A 15,561-nucleotide genomic window follows, 5' to 3' on the forward strand; every position below is an offset into this window, starting at 1 on the left:
GCAATCTTGGAACCTGAAATTTGGAATTATTTTAATCTTCCCAGTCTTCATCAGCAAAGAAAGGCTCTTCATCATCCATAAAAGCATCCAGATCACGGCGATCTTTCTTGGTTGGCCTTCCGGTTCCTCTGTCGCGCCCCACAAAGCCTGCCACTTTCGACAGTTCGAGCAACTCCAGCTGATCAGCCGTTGTCACATTCTCCATGTATTCGGGAACCAGCTTGGCTCCCAGCCGGTTTTCCGTAAGAGCAAGTACCTTGAATGAATAAACGACCGGCGAACGTTTCACCTGAATCACATCACCCACTTTGATATTCCGGGAAGGTTTTACCGCTGTTTGCAGAATCATCACCCTACCCTTTTTACAAGCTTCGGCGGCAATGGTGCGTGTCTTAAACAACCGCATAGCCCACAGCCATTTATCTATACGCGCTTCGTTTTTCATATTGCAAATTAAAAAACTATCAGAGAGAAAACTGCTGTTTCCCGAAGAAAAAACAGTGAAATTTACCGGAACGTAAATAAATAATTCATCACAAAGTTCCACAACGTAACAACTCCAGTGGCAATTACCTTGGCAACATAAAAATTCATGTGAAGTTTTTTAGTCAACAGATAAATAACGCCGTTGTTGATCAAAAGCCCCAGAAGAGAGATGGACATGAAGAGCATGTATTGCTCTCCTATAGCAGGATTGTGGTTCTCGAACGACCATATCCGGTTCAGGATATAGTTGGATGTCGCCGCCGAGAGAAACCCGATAGAATTGGAAATGTACTTATTGAGGTGAACCTTCTCTTTAAAAAGATACGTCAGACCGAAATCGATCACCGTACCGGAAGCTCCTACCACACAAAACTTTACAAATTGTGCTAACATATCTTTAATGGTATGCGGATACAAAAAAACCACCTCCGTGAGGTGGTTTTAAATGTTTGCAATAGTGCATGTTATGCCGGATGAATTGCTTCTGAAGGACAAACATCAGCACATGTTCCGCAATCTGTGCAAATATCCGGGTCGATTACATAGATATCGCCTTCGCTGATAGCTTCAACAGGACATTCACTGATACAAGAACCACATGCAATACAATCTTCTGAAATTACGTGAGCCATTTTTGTGAAATTTTTAATTAGTACTAATTTGCGACACAAAAATAAAGCATTTTGGAGCAAGATACAAGTCCAAAGCGTTTATTTTTGCAAAAAAAGCAAAACTCAAAAAGTCGGTTTAGAGCGCTCCTTTACAGAAAGGAGGCTTAACTACTTTAGCTGCAACGGGCTTGTTCCGGATACTGATAAAAATCTGCGTTTCGGGTTTCGCAAACCCTACTTCCACGTATCCCATCCCGACACCGGCTTTCAAAACCGGAGACTGTGTCCCCGAAGTGACTTTTCCGATAACACGGCCTTCTGCGTCAACAATCGGATAATCATGACGCGGAATACCTCTTTCTGTGAGAATAAAACCAACCAACCGACGGCTAACACCTTCTGCCTTCTGTTGTTCCAGCAAAGGTCTGTCTATAAAATTCTTGTCATCAGCAAATTTGGTAATCCATCCAAGACCGGCCTCTATTGGAGAGGTGGTATCATCAATATCGTTGCCATAAAGCGCAAAACCCATTTCCAAACGCAATGTATCGCGAGCACCAAGTCCTATTGGTTTTATACCATACTCTTTTCCGGTCTCAAAAATTGCATTCCAGATAATATCTGCCTGTTCAGGATAGAAATAGAGCTCGAAACCTCCGGCTCCCGTATAGCCTGTGTTGGAAATGATAACATCTTTCACTCCGGCAAATTCGCCGGTCGTAAATGCATAATATGCGATAGAGGATAAATCGACAGCGGTGAGCTTTTGCAGCACTTCAACCGCTTTAGGGCCTTGCACTGCCAATTGCGCCATACGGTCGGACGCATTTTCCAAATCGGCACCTTCCGTGTTATTTTGCACGCACCAGTTCCAGTCTTTGTCAATATTGGCAGCATTCACCACCAGCATATATTTTTGAGGTTCGTAATGATAAACCAGCAAGTCATCAACAATGCCGCCCTTCCCGTTAGGAAAACAGGAATATTGCGCTTTGCCAACAGGCAATACCGACACATCATTTGAAGTAATCCGCTGAAGAAAAGGCAACGCTTTTTCGCCTTTCACCCAAAATTCGCCCATGTGCGACACATCAAACACGCCGACACCCTGACGCACAGTCATATGTTCGTCTGTGATTCCGCTATATTCTATGGGCATATTATAACCCGCAAAAGCAGCCATTTTAGCTCCCAACGCGATGTGTTTCTCTGTAAATGGAGTTGTCTTAATCATATTATTGTAAGGGTTGAATTTTCAAAATCAGACATTGAATCAGTTGAGTTTTGCGACTTTTTCCACAATCTTTAAAATCACATCTACCGCTTTCTGCATCGATGGAATGGGCACATACTCGAAGCGACCGTGGAAATTATGGCCTCCTGCAAAAATATTCGGACAAGGCAATCCTTTGAACGACAGCTGCGATCCGTCGGTTCCCCCGCGAATTGCTTTCACGTTCGGTTTGACGTCCGCTTCCTTCATCGCTTCTTCCGCGATTGTCACAATGTGCATCACCGGTTCAATTTTCTCGCGCATATTGAAATACTGATCTTTCAGCTCTACCGAAGCACAACCCGGAAATTCGGAGTTAATTTTATTGACCAAATGTTGCACTTCTTTTTTCCTTTTCTCAAAACGATCGCGATCATGATCTCTGATAATGTAAGTTAGGGTCGATTTCTCCACATTCCCTTCCATGGAGGTAAGGTGATAAAAACCTTCGTATCCTTCAGTATGCTCGGGAGTTTCGTGACGTGGCAACATACCCGCGAACTGATTGGCTACACGCATAGAGTTCAACATTTTATGCTTTGCATATCCCGGATGAACATTGCGTCCTTTGAACGTAACCGTAGCCGCAGCCGCATTGAAATTTTCGTATTCAAGCTCACCGATCTCTCCGCCGTCGAGCGTATAAGCCCAGTCTGCTGCAAATTTTTCCACATCAAACTTGGAAGCTCCCATCCCGATCTCTTCGTCTGGCGTAAAAGCCACCCGGATTTTCCCGTGTTTCAGTGACGGATTGGCAACCAGATTTTCAAGTGCAGTCATAATTTCGGCAATACCAGCCTTATCATCGGCACCCAGCAAGGTTTTACCATCAGTCACAATAATGTCCTGCCCTTTATACTGAAGCAGTTCAGGGAATTCGGACGGAGCAAGTACAATATTTTCTTCCTTGTTCAGAACAATTTCACTACCGTCATATTGAGCCACAATGCGTGGTTTTGGGTGTTTGCCAGTCATGTCAGGACTAGTATCCATATGAGCTATAAATCCGATAGTCGGCACAGCAAGATCTGTATTGGCAGGCAGGGTGCCCATCACATATCCGTATTCACTTACCGAAACATCTATCAATCCTATGTTTTTCAACTCATCTGCAAGGTAATTTGCAAAAATCAACTGTCCCGGAGTGCTGGGAGTCAGACCTGTTTTTTCGTCGGATGTAGTCACAAACGACACGTATTTCAGAAAACGATCTACTAATTTGGAATACATAATTATTTTTTTTGTGCAATTATAAACATTTCCACCAAACGAACGCAATGCAACAAACTATATACCTGAAAGTTACAATTCAATGTATTGAATTACAATTTGTAAGAAAACGGTTACAAAGATAAAAAATGTCGGCACAAAATAAGTTGTACCGACATTTTTTATTTCACATTTCAGGCTCGCAGCCCGATCTTGTGCTTTAATTCAAAATAAGCTCCACATTTACTCCGTCTAAACCGTTTGCTGTCCAGTAGGAAGAGGAAAAAGCGAGGATACGGTCTACAACAGCTTTACTTGGCGATAACTGTATTGGCGGAACTTCTTTTTTGAGCGTATTTGAATGTGGTTGGGAAGTGTATTTTTTTCTCATAGGCAAGGTTTTGGTTTTTAGTTACATACAATAAACGCACAAACCCTGCTTATATTATTTTCAGTAAGTTAAATATTCAAAACCATATTATTTTCCTCTGCCATCTTTCGCATATTGATAAGTGCATACCGCATTCTACCCAGCGCCGTATTTATGCTCACGCCTGTTTTATCAGCTATTTCCTTAAAGCTCAAGTCTTCATAAAACCTCATCCGGACAACTTCCTGCTGAGTATCAGGCAGAAAATCAACCATTCGTGCAACATTACACATCAGCTGTTCACGTACCATTTCCTCCTCCACAGTGGAATCGCTCAACCTGACATTATTAAAAACGTCATAGTCAAAATCAGTATGGGAAAGCGTATTTTCGCCCTGTTCGCGACGGAAATAATCGATAATAAGATTGTGTGCAATCCGGTTCACCCAGGCCACAAATTTTCCATTATCAGCATAACGCTGCTGCTTGATAGAAGTTACTACTTTTATAAAGGTATCCTGAAACAGATCTTCTGCCAACTGACGATTACGTACGAGAAGGTAAATGTACGTATAAACTTTATCCTTGTGCCTGCTTATTAACACAGCAAAAGCATCATGATCACCTTTGGAGTAAAGGTGTACCAACTCATCATCTGTCTTTTCCAACAAATTGATAGGCATTACTTTTAAATTTAGGGTTCAAAAGTAAATATCGGTCAATAGGCAAGTAGAATTAGAATGTGAATAACAATTAATTATGAGAAACAAAGATACAATTTCTTAAAAGCAAACCAACATCCAGCTGTAGTAAAAGACGTGCTTTTTATGTTATTTAAATTATTTAAACATTTCAGTTTTAGCCCGCAACTAAAAGACTACGCCATTAATTTAGCATATTACATTTCATTTACGACAATACCCTTGACACAAACTTAACCAATATGCGCCTTATATATTAAACTTAATATTTTATCTTTGCGTAAATAACACATATACCAATGAACAAACACCTGAATATCAAGGAATGGAAAGAAGAAGATCGTCCAAGAGAAAAATTCTTATTAAAAGGAGCTCAATCGCTTTCCGATGTCGAACTGCTTGCAATCATCATAGGTTCCGGCAATGCCTGTGAGTCGGCTGTGGAGTTGTCGCAACGCATCTTACATTCCGTAGAATACAATCTCGACGAGCTGGGCAAACAAAGCATCCAATCCCTGATAAAAAACTTCAAAGGCATTGGCAACGCCAAAGCAATTACAATTGCTGCCGCAATGGAACTGGGAAGACGGCGAAAAGTTGCTCAACCTGCCGAAAAAAAGAAAGTGCTTGCCAGCGAAGATGTATTTGAGGTGCTGCATTCGAAAATGGCCGATCTTCCCCACGAGGAGTTCTGGATGCTACTGCTCAACCGGGCAAACAAAATAATTGGACAGGTAAAACTCACGCAGGGAGGAACAGGCCAGACAGTTGTGGAAATACCATTAGTACTGAAAACAGCCATTGACAAACTGGCTGCCGGTATCATTGTGGGACATAACCATCCGTCCGGAAATATAGAACCAAGCCAGCAAGACATCAAAATAACGCAAAAGCTTTCGGAAGCCTGCAAAATCGTTGATATTTCACTTCTGGATCATCTGATAATCGGACACAAAACTTATTACAGTTTTGCCGACAACGGAATGCTGTAGGCATTTCAACATACAAAGTCTTTGTAAATTCGCCAAATAGAACTATCTTTGTCGTCCAAATCCGAACAATTTTAATAATCAATAGTAACCTGATATCAAACTATATAGATTTGACAGGACGCTAACAATATCAAACTACAGTAACCTTTTATGGCAACAACAGCTGACTTTAGAAATGGAATGTGCCTCGATATGGAGGGCCAATTTTACTTCATAGTTGAATTTCTTCACGTAAAACCGGGTAAAGGTCCGGCTTTCGTTCGTACAAAATTGAAAAACGTACAAACTGGTCGCGTAATCGACAAAACTTTCAACTCAGGTGTCAAGGTAGATGAAGTCCGTATCGAACGCCGTCCTTATCAATACCTCTATCAGGACGATATGGGTTACAACTTCATGAACAACGAGACTTTTGAACAAATTTCCATTCAGAAATCATTAATCAATGGCGTTGACTTTTTGAAAGAAGGCGAATCTGTTGAAGTAGTAACACATGCAGAATCAGAAACTGTTTTGTATGCTGACGTTGCAACTCATGTTGTATTGCAGATTACCTACACAGAACCGGGTCTGAAAGGCGATACCGCTACCAACACATTGAAACCGGCTACCGTTGAAACAGGAGCTACCGTTCGTGTTCCTCTGTTTATCGAAACAGGCGAAAAGATCAAGGTTGATACCCGTGACGGTTCATACGTAGAAAGAGCAAAATAATTGCCAAATAAAATCATCATAAGGCAGAAAGCTGATGTTCAGCTTTCTGCCTTATTTTTTTTATCTCTATCCAAACAAAAAACATATCTCTCCGGAGAAAATTACAAATACAATTCATCATTTTTTATGAAAATTGAATAGAAAACCTCCTTTTTTGCCTTACTTTTGCAAACTGAAGCTATACTTGTGCCACTTTCAAATTACGCCATCCACAGACAGGCACAAGTAATTAATTTACAAAATAAAGAGAAAAAACAAACAGTATTTTTGCATAATACGAAAGATGCAAAATTAAAATCAAACATTAATTAATTTATATTGCAATGAAAAAATCAAATGTAATTATTTCGTTAGCTCTTTGTGGAGCTATTCTAGTGTCCGGTTGTGCAAGCATGAGCAATACTGCTAAAGGCGGACTTTTGGGTGGTGGTGCAGGTGCAGCACTTGGTGCCGGCGTAGGCGCTTTGTTCGGAAAAGGCAAAGGCGCTGTTATTGGAGCCGCAGTCGGTACAGCAGTTGGTGCAACTACCGGTGTAATAATCGGCAAGAAAATGGACAAACAAAAAGAAGAGTTGGCAAAAATACAGGGCGCTCAGGTTGAATCCGTAAAAGACGCAAACAACCTTGAAGCTATCAAAGTAACTTTCGCTGAAGGAATTCTGTTCAGCACAGGTAAAAGTATCCTCAGCGCTTCTTCAAAAGATGCTCTTACCAAATTTGCTGCTTCATTGAAGAACAATGCTCAAACAGACGTTACCATCTATGGATATACAGACAATACCGGAAGTTTGGCACTTAACCAGCGCTTATCACAGGAACGTGCCAATGCTGTTGGACAATACCTGAACAACAGTGGTATCGAAAGTGCTCGTCTTTCAACAATTGGTAAAGCATGGGACAATCCTGTAGCTGACAACAGTACTGCAGCAGGTCGTGCTCAAAACCGTCGCGTAGAAGTTTTCATCTCAGCTAACTCTACTATGATTCAACAAGCTAACGACGGCACATTGAAATAAACCGAACGTTTGCAACATAAAAAAGCGGTCGTTTTGCTTACGCAGAACGACCGCTTTTTGTATCCTTGAAAATTGATTTTTCAATTCATAAATTCATCCACTTTTTGCTGCATTTCAGCAAGCAACGGAGCATTGGAAGCTATAATCTCGCCACCAAACAGGTAACTTTCTCCACAGTTGAAATCCGCAATCTTTCCTCCGCCCTGCTGTACGATAAACGCACCGGCGGCGACATCCCAGGGCTTCAGGTCGTATTCAAAGAATGCATCGAAACGACCGCAGGCCACGTAAGCCAAATCTGTAGCGGCAGAACCTAAACGACGTACGCCACGGGCTTCTGTCATCGACCACTTCAACAAGCCCATGTAACTATCGAGTTGTGAAAAATTGGAATAGGGAAATCCTGTTGCCAGCAAAGCATCGTGCATATCCGAGGTTTTCGAAACGTGAATCTCGTCGCCGTTCAGATAGGCTTTGCCACCTTTCCAAGAAAAGAAACACTCGTCGCGGCAGATTTCGTAGACCACACCGAGCACCAGCTCTTCTCCTTCGAGCAATCCGATACTGACGGCATAAACCGGCACGCCCTGAATAAAATTGGTGGTACCGTCCAAGGGATCGATCACCCAGTTGAAACGGTCACCTTTTTTATTGGAAGTACCCTCTTCGGCTATAAAACCTGACTCGGGAAGCAATGTCGAAAGTGCTTCGATAATCACTTTTTCAGAGGTCTTATCCACGTAGCTCACCAAATCGTGCAAGCCTTTACTTTCAATCTTATCCGGATTGAAATGCTTACGCTCGTTGGCTATAAAACCGCCTGCTTTCCGGGCTATTTCGCAAACGGAGAGGCAAAGTTCTTCGTAATCCATTCTTATTTCGATAATGCGGCAATGCTCTCTTTCAGCGAAGCAATCTTGCTTTCGGCATCGGCCAGTTTTTTACGTTCGTTAGCCACAATTTCGGGCTTGGCATTGGCCACAAATTTCTCGTTGCTCAGTTTTTTGTTTACCGACACAAGGAATCCTTCGAGGTAAACGATCTCCTCTTGTTGTTTTTTCAGTTCGGCTTCCACGTCGATAAGAGCACCGAGCGGCACAGCATATTCGGTAGTACCGACCATAAAGGATCCTGCACCTGCCACTTTTTCAGCAACTATTTCCACTTCCGAAAGGTTAGCCATTTTTTCCACCACTGTCTGCAAAGCTAATGCGTCGTTTCCAACCACCTGCAAGGCCAGTTGTTCTTTGTTCGGAATGTTCTTTTCAAGACGGATGGTACGAATACCCGCAATAACTTCTTTGGTTTGTTCGAACTGCGCCAACAATGCCTCATCGATTACACCGGCTTTCGGCATAGCACTTACCATGATACTGTCCGTTTCGGCACGTTCGCCAAGGGCATGATAGAGTTCTTCGGTGATAAACGGCATAAACGGATGGAGCATCTTCAGCAGTTTTTCGAAGAAGCCAATGGTTGCATCCAGTGTTGCTTTGTCGATCGGTTGCTGGTAAGCCGGTTTGATGAGCTCGAGATACCAGGCCGAAAACTCGTCCCAGAAGAGTTTGTAAACCGCCATCAAAGCTTCGCTCAAACGGTATTTACCGAACAGATCGTCCACCTCTTCGATGGTTTGGCTCAATTTGGCATCAAACCATTTGATAGCAATCTTCGACGATTCGGGTTGTGCAATATCGGCAACCTCCCATCCTTTTACAAGACGGAGAGCATTCCAGATCTTATTATTAAAATTACGCCCCTGTTCGCAGAGCGATTCATCGAACAACACGTCGTTACCGGCAGGCGCTGCCAGCATCATCCCCATACGCACACCATCGGCACCAAACTGTTCGATCAGATTCAGCGGCTCGGGCGAGTTACCCAGCGATTTCGACATCTTGCGGCCTTGCTTGTCACGAACGATACCGGTGAGGTAAACGTTGTTGAAACAAGGCTTCTGACGGTATTCGTAACCCGAGATAATCATACGGGCCACCCAGAAGAACAAAATATCAGGACCGGTAACCAGATCGCTGGTAGGATAATAGTAATTTACATCTTCGTTTTCGGGGTGATTAATGCCGTCGAAAACAGAGATCGGCCACAACCACGATGAGAACCAGGTATCAAGCACATCCTCATCCTGACGAAGTTCATCGATGGTCAACGGATAGTCAACCTTGGCCAATGCTTTTTGATAAGCCTCTTCTTTGGTTTCGCCAACCACTACCCCACCCTTCGGAAGAAAATAGGCCGGGATGCGATGTCCCCACCACAACTGACGGGAAATACACCAGTCCTTCACGTTCTCCATCCAGTGACGGTAGGTATTTTTGAATTTGGCGGGAACCAGTTTTATTTCGTCGCTCATCACCGCTTCGAGAGCCGGTTTTGAGAGTTCTTCCATCTTGAGGAACCACTGCATAGAGAGCTTCGGTTCGATGGGCACGTTGGTACGTTCGGAAAAACCCACCTTGTTGGTGTAATCTTCCACCTTTTCGAGCAGACCGGCATCGGCCAGGTCTTTCTCGATCTGTTTGCGAACATCGAAACGATCCATGCCGACATACAAACCGGCAGCTTCGCTCAATGTTCCGTTATCGTTGAAAATATCGATAGAGGGCAGGTTATATTTTTCGCCCAGCATGTAGTCGTTCACGTCGTGCGCCGGAGTCACCTTCAGGCAACCGGTACCGAATTCGATGTCCACGTAGTCGTCTTCAATCACCGGAATAACACGGTTCACCAAAGGAACGATCACCTTTTTGCCTTTCAGGTGCGTGTTCTTCGGGTCGTGCGGGTTGATACACATGGCGGTATCGCCCATGATGGTTTCGGGGCGGGTGGTTGCCACAACGGCATACCCCTCTTCTCCCTCGATTTTATAGCGCAGGTAATACAATTTCCCGTTTTGTTCCTTGTAGATCACCTCTTCGTCGGAAAGAGCTGTCAACGCTTTCGGATCCCAGTTGACCATGCGCACGCCGCGGTAGATCAATCCTTTGTTGTAAAGATCGACAAACACCTTGATAACACTTTCGGAACGGGCTTCGTCCATGGTGAAGCAGGTACGATCCCAGTCGCACGAGGCACCAAGCTTTTTCAACTGTTCCAGAATGATACCGCCATGTTTGCGGGTCCATTCCCAGGCATGTTCCAAAAACTCATCGCGGGAGAGGTCGGTTTTTTTTATTCCTTCGGCAGCAAGTTTTCCCACCACTTTGGCTTCGGTAGCAATAGAAGCATGGTCGGTTCCCGGCACCCAGCAGGCGTTTTTGCCCAGCATACGGGCGCGACGCACCAAAATATCCTGAATGGTATTGTTGAGCATGTGGCCCATGTGCAACACACCGGTTACGTTTGGAGGAGGGATGACGATAGTATAAGGTTCCCGTCCGTCGGGTTTCGACTTGAAAAATCCGTTATCCAGCCAATACTGGTACCATTTCGATTCTACTTCGGAGGGGTTGTATTTACTTGCTAATTCCATAAAAGTTAAGCGATTATTAGTGAACAAGATAACCTTTCGGTTTTGACCTGCAAAATTACAAAAAATATCCGAGGAAAATGTGCCAATGTACCAATATGCTAATGTGTCAATAAAGAGAACACAGCAAACATGTCCGTTGAAAACTCCAACAGAAAACTTATGTTTTATGCTAAAAAAAGTTTTTATATTTACAACGAGACAGCTTATTGCGAATATGCGGAAAAGAGATTGGTTGACAAACAAATACATTCAACTGATTAGCTGATACTTGAGCTAAGAAATATCACTAAACACAATTTGCATATACGCAATAAGCTAAGTTGAAAAATTACGAATGTTAGAAAATTATACGTTAGTGAACTTCAAAAAGACAATGAAATTCAGACTATTGACTCTATTAATTCTATTTGGAAATCTTTGTTATTCTCAGATAACTGAGATTAGAGATGGGCAATTTTCTCCGAATGGGGATAAAATTGCTTTTATCGCTTTTTTAGGTAGTGTGGAGGATATTTTCATTTATCATTTGAAGAATGATTCTGTAAGTAGAGAAACTAATTCTTCTGATCTGAATATCGGACTGCAATACAAAACTTCAATAAACTGGATAAATAACAACCAGATATTATTTTTATCAAAACAAAATGGCCTTTCACAACAATATATTTTAGACATTGACAAACACACTTTGACAACCAATGGAGCTTCACAATCAAATGAATATCTGCTTGAGTTTGATAGGACAAGCCAGACAAGCTACTATATTTCATCAATAAATGGACGAGAGCCTGCTGTTCTAACGAGAAAACTGGGAGAAAACAAAGTTGCCAATATTTCAAAGCAAAACTACAATTTCACTTCTCCAAAGATATCTCAAGACGGGAACTATATCGCCTACAAACAAATGCCACTAGGTACGCCTTACATTTATTCGATAAAAGACAAAAAACAAATCAAACTAAAACTACCTGATAAAAACACGACAATTACTTCGTGGTCACCGGACAGTAAATATTTTCTTTTTACACATTCGACATTTACAGGCACTTCGAACTTTCCAAAAGCATCATTGCATATATTTGATTTGTCGCAAGGTAAAGACAGTATCTTAATTGAAAACGTTGATTTAATTCTTAGTTCAATTTGGTCTTCAAGTAATAGTCTATTAGGTTATTCATTCCTGAACAAATTTGTATTGTTCGACAATAAAATAAAAACAACAAAATATTATAACATAATTGGACGAGCAGTTGATTGGTCAAAGGATTGTAATCTCGTTCTTTTTATTCAAAACAAAGACTTGATATTACTAGACCTGAAAAATGATGAAACAAAAAAAATAACGTTGCCGAACATTTTGTAAATTGAATTGCGACGTTGGGTGCCTGTTTTCACACGCTAGCGCAGGCCTCCCGACCTGTGCCGAAACCAAACTGAAACGCATCCGACGGGACAGGAATCAGCGATGGCTAAATCTGACGGAACAAGCCTATCCTCTATTTTGAAGCAATACAATAAAAGCATATATTTGCGAAAATTAATTCAAAAAATTATATGCGCTTTTTTACCCTGCTATTTCTCCAGTTTCTCTTTTGTGCCTCGCTTTTCGGCCAGTCCGACTCGTTGTTTATAAAACCTCAAATGCAGGAACCGAGCAGATCGGAACTGATCTCCAAATACAGAAATATACTGCTGGACAATATCATTGCCAACGACAAAGTAAAAACACGGGAGAACTTCTATTACATCCTTCAACAACTGGACGATAACAATTACATCGCCCTGTATCAGACAGAGAAATGGATGATTGCCTATCTGTTGAACGACTTTCATTTTATCATTTCCGATATTACCAACAGCGATTCGACCAGTATGGCCAATCGGAAGAACGCCGTTTTTCCCGGCAGAGATCAACTGTACATGCAGTTGAGCAAACGGCTTTTAGCTCAAAAAGAGATCGTGGACAGCCAAATCAGCAGTGCTCCCGATCTGTCGAATCGGGACAAAGGCTTTGTACAACTGATATTGAAAGCGCTAGTGACTCCCAACGACGGACACTACGAACAGACGCTCAACCAGGCATCGACCAAATACCTGAACCAATATCCGGGAAGCATCTATGACGGCTACGTTAGAAACGTGCTCCGCTACCAGTATATTCCCAAAGGATTTTCGCTGGGAGTTGAATTTTACAGCGGCGCTTCCATCCTTAACCCGGCCTTGCGCAAAGGATTTGCAAGCGGAGGTATTTTCGGTTTCGGCTTTATCTGGGGGATTGACAAAGTTCAGATCAACACACGGGCTTGTATCGTTTTCAGCTCGTTGCACACCGACTTCCCTTTTGCAAGCACCACCTGGGCAACCGGAGAAAGTGCGCAACTGTTTCTGCCTGAAATATCGGTCAGTTACCCGATCGAATTAGGCAAAAAGTTCGTATTGTCGCCTATCGCGGGAATCAGTTGGTTTTCTGCATCGCCTCCACAAGACGACATTGATAAAAACAGCAGCCTTAAAAGTGTGGAAATAAACTCACAGGCAGCACCTTGCTTTGGGTTCGAGATTGGTCGTGAGTTTTCTAGCTATTTTTCACCCGACAATTACCCCAACAAATACAAAAGAGGATATTATTCTTATCACCTCAGGTATACCATCCAACAAACTAGGTTTTCGTCCCGTTACGATTCCATGAACGGCGTGATACACACCATCGCGCTCTGTATCAAATTAGGGTATGGCGGTGCAAAAAGAGTGTATTGAGAATACCCTGTTCCAACAGCGTTGAAGCAGACTGCAAATCCGACGAGACGATCAAACAGAAAAAAATTAATAACAAGCGATGAAAGCACTTTTCACAATACTTGTATTTGCTTTAGCTGCAACAACAGGTTTCGGGCAGACCAATTTTGAGCCTCAAATTCTAATTCTTTCTCCAAATGAAATAACTTATGACAAAATTTTTGAAGAAGAGATTGCCAGCCACAATAGCGAAATTAAGAACGCGCAAAAGCTTGGAAATAAAGAACAACAATCAGGCGAAATGGAAAACCAACCTGAGAATATTAAAATAATGATGCAAAACGAAATTGCATTTTCCAAAACGCTTGACTTTTCAAAACAAATATCTTACACTGCCGAGCAATATCTTACTTACCGCTTCTTTGAGAGATTTCCAAATCTTTTGATTACTCTTAAAGACATTAAGTGTAGCAGAAGCATTTTCGACCTCAAAAAAATAGCTGACACTCAACATTTTCAATACATTCTCAATTTCCCAAAACTAAAGTTCTACAAAGAAGGAATTAGCAAAGCAACAGTTTCTGTTCAACTTTACGACCAAACAAAGAATGCGATTCTTTTGGATAAAGAATTTATTGGAGACTGGAATAATCGAGGTTTTGAATTTTCCTGTCAGGACAGTTCTTTGATTTGCACAATTAACAATGCGCTTTCTCAAGCTTTAGCTGAGGTTATTGAAATCGTGGCAAAAGACAACCCGACTCTTCAAAAAGAAAAATCACTTGCACAACAACGCTACAATGTACTAATCAACAACTACTTTTCGACGCCGTCCGACACAGCATTCATCAACAAAATCATATTACTAAATGACAGTAGTATAAACCGGCAATCTATTTACAATTGTTTAGTTGATGAAAACCGAACTAAATTCATTGCGTTTTACCTAGAAAAAGCAGTCCCCAACAACTTCAAATCACTAAAGGACAACAACAAAGACAAAAGCACAAAAATCATTTCAAGCAAAGACATTACAGATGCCGGCTTTTTAGACGATATTCCCCAAACATACGCCTACATTGTAAAGGGGGTAAAATATAAAGACAAATGGTATTATCAAAAAGATAACGCCACTTACTTTGAAGCCAAGAATATAGAAGATGGTAAGCAAAAATACTTTTTCAACTTAGCTACATGGAATTTCTTCAAAGAAAATTCTACTGACTGCAATCCCGACTTTTGGGAGACAAACCAGTTTCAAAAAATAAAAGACCTCACAAAAGATCCAGACTGGAATAAATATGGAGAAACTATTTGGAAAACAGAAGAAGCAAATAATAGAGATTACGTTGGAATGTATGAAATTGTAGCTGATGTAATGAAAAAAAAGCAAGAATCAGAAAATAAAATATTTGACACACAAATAAAAAACACTATTCTAAAACCTTTTTATGAGAAATTGAAAAACTCTAACCCAACTGAATTTTCAATGTATTTTGAACACTCTTTGATTTTCCCAAAAGAAAGAGATGTTGTGATAAATCCCGTATTAATTACTAATAGAGATGGCATACAAACAATTCACTATTACGTTGCATTTTCGGGTTCCAATAACATTTATGAATGGACATATTTTGCCCCGACAGTTATAACTGATAATTTAGAATTTGGCAGTAAAGTTGTTGAGCAAATTAACCCCCTTACCGATTGGACTTTTTCTTATGAAAATCTAAATAATAGGACTTTCTGGGACAAATATATTTTGGCTAAGTCTGGGAATGACTATAAATACCTAAAAAGACTTTAGCAAAAACACTCCCAGTTCCATCTCCAATTAAAAATCAGCGATAGCCAAATCCGACGGAAAGATCAAACCAAAGGAAAGGGGCGTAGCCCCGCCGTCTTGGTAGCCTAACAGAACAAAGCAAAAAACGGAGGGACGTAGTCCTGACATCTACTATAT

General features: G+C 41.6%; 15 protein-coding genes. 6 read left to right on the top strand and 9 right to left on the bottom strand.

From position 1 onward, the window contains the following. Positions 1-31 precede the first annotated feature (31 nt). From PJIAN_RS09185 to PJIAN_RS09210, 7 genes are all read right to left on the bottom strand, one after another. The gene (locus PJIAN_RS09185; protein WP_068704277.1) at positions 32-445 is read right to left on the bottom strand and encodes an RNA-binding S4 domain-containing protein; all 414 of its coding nucleotides are present in this window, start codon (positions 443-445) and stop codon (positions 32-34) included. 62 nt (positions 446-507) lie between these two features. Continuing rightward, positions 508-879, bottom strand: coding sequence for a GtrA family protein (locus tag PJIAN_RS09190; RefSeq protein WP_068704691.1), 372 nt, complete (start codon positions 877-879; stop codon positions 508-510). Between the two features lie 71 nt (positions 880-950). Continuing rightward, positions 951-1,118: a 4Fe-4S ferredoxin gene (gene fdxA, locus PJIAN_RS09195; RefSeq protein ID WP_068704278.1), complete on the bottom strand. Its 168-nt coding sequence runs from the start codon at positions 1,116-1,118 to the stop codon at positions 951-953. Positions 1,119-1,233: 115 nt separating this feature from the next. Continuing rightward, positions 1,234-2,328 carry a glycine cleavage system aminomethyltransferase GcvT gene (gene gcvT, locus PJIAN_RS09200; RefSeq protein WP_068704693.1) on the bottom strand — a complete coding sequence of 365 codons (1,095 nt, stop codon included), beginning with the start codon at positions 2,326-2,328 and terminating at the stop codon, positions 1,234-1,236. 42 nt (positions 2,329-2,370) lie between these two features. Beyond that, entirely contained in the window at positions 2,371-3,600 is a 1,230-nt protein-coding gene (gene pepT / locus PJIAN_RS09205; protein WP_068704279.1) for a peptidase T, read from the bottom strand. 199 nt (positions 3,601-3,799) lie between these two features. Further along, a complete protein-coding gene (locus PJIAN_RS14915) occupies positions 3,800-3,970 on the bottom strand; it encodes a hypothetical protein (protein ID WP_153802535.1) in 171 nt (56 codons plus the stop codon). 68 nt (positions 3,971-4,038) lie between these two features. Beyond that, positions 4,039-4,632 carry an RNA polymerase sigma factor gene (locus PJIAN_RS09210; RefSeq protein ID WP_068704280.1) on the bottom strand — a complete coding sequence of 198 codons (594 nt, stop codon included), beginning with the start codon at positions 4,630-4,632 and terminating at the stop codon, positions 4,039-4,041. 317 nt (positions 4,633-4,949) lie between these two features. On the opposite strand from PJIAN_RS09210, the gene radC reads away from it, so the two are divergent. The 3 genes from radC to PJIAN_RS09225 all read left to right on the top strand — a co-directional run bounded on the left by radC (position 4,950) and on the right by PJIAN_RS09225 (position 7,372). Further along, the gene (radC, locus tag PJIAN_RS09215) at positions 4,950-5,642 is read left to right on the top strand and encodes a RadC family protein (protein WP_068704282.1); all 693 of its coding nucleotides are present in this window, start codon (positions 4,950-4,952) and stop codon (positions 5,640-5,642) included. 150 nt (positions 5,643-5,792) lie between these two features. Beyond that, positions 5,793-6,356, top strand: coding sequence for an elongation factor P (gene efp, locus PJIAN_RS09220; RefSeq protein WP_068704284.1), 564 nt, complete (start codon positions 5,793-5,795; stop codon positions 6,354-6,356). 323 nt (positions 6,357-6,679) lie between these two features. Then, positions 6,680-7,372, top strand: coding sequence for a YiaD family glycine zipper/OmpA-like lipoprotein (locus PJIAN_RS09225; RefSeq protein WP_068704286.1), 693 nt, complete (start codon positions 6,680-6,682; stop codon positions 7,370-7,372). Positions 7,373-7,452: 80 nt separating this feature from the next. On the opposite strand, the gene PJIAN_RS09230 is transcribed toward PJIAN_RS09225, so the two are convergent. Both PJIAN_RS09230 and PJIAN_RS09235 read right to left on the bottom strand, forming a co-directional pair. Further along, the gene (locus tag PJIAN_RS09230; RefSeq protein WP_439951405.1) at positions 7,453-8,250 is read right to left on the bottom strand and encodes an inositol monophosphatase family protein; all 798 of its coding nucleotides are present in this window, start codon (positions 8,248-8,250) and stop codon (positions 7,453-7,455) included. Beyond that, positions 8,247-10,862 (bottom strand): valine--tRNA ligase, encoded by a 2,616-nt coding sequence (locus PJIAN_RS09235; RefSeq protein WP_068704695.1) that lies wholly within the window; start codon positions 10,860-10,862, stop codon positions 8,247-8,249. The genes PJIAN_RS09230 and PJIAN_RS09235 overlap by 4 nt, the downstream gene beginning before the upstream one ends. A gap of 373 nt (positions 10,863-11,235) precedes the next feature. Here PJIAN_RS09235 and PJIAN_RS09240 point away from each other — a divergent pair, with 373 nt between their 5' ends. The 3 genes from PJIAN_RS09240 (at position 11,236) to PJIAN_RS09250 (ending at position 15,405) form a co-directional block, all read left to right on the top strand. After that, positions 11,236-12,225: a TolB-like translocation protein gene (locus PJIAN_RS09240; protein ID WP_153802536.1), complete on the top strand. Its 990-nt coding sequence runs from the start codon at positions 11,236-11,238 to the stop codon at positions 12,223-12,225. Between the two features lie 191 nt (positions 12,226-12,416). Beyond that, on the top strand, positions 12,417-13,619 hold the full coding sequence (locus tag PJIAN_RS09245; RefSeq protein WP_068704292.1) for a hypothetical protein: 1,203 nt from the start codon (positions 12,417-12,419) through the stop codon (positions 13,617-13,619). A 79-nt stretch (positions 13,620-13,698) separates the two neighbouring features. After that, positions 13,699-15,405: a hypothetical protein gene (locus PJIAN_RS09250; RefSeq protein WP_068704294.1), complete on the top strand. Its 1,707-nt coding sequence runs from the start codon at positions 13,699-13,701 to the stop codon at positions 15,403-15,405. The last annotated feature ends 156 nt before the right edge of the window (positions 15,406-15,561 follow it).

Origin of the sequence: Paludibacter jiangxiensis, assembly GCF_001618385.1 — a bacterium.
Lineage (GTDB): Bacteria > Bacteroidota > Bacteroidia > Bacteroidales > Paludibacteraceae > Microbacter > Microbacter jiangxiensis.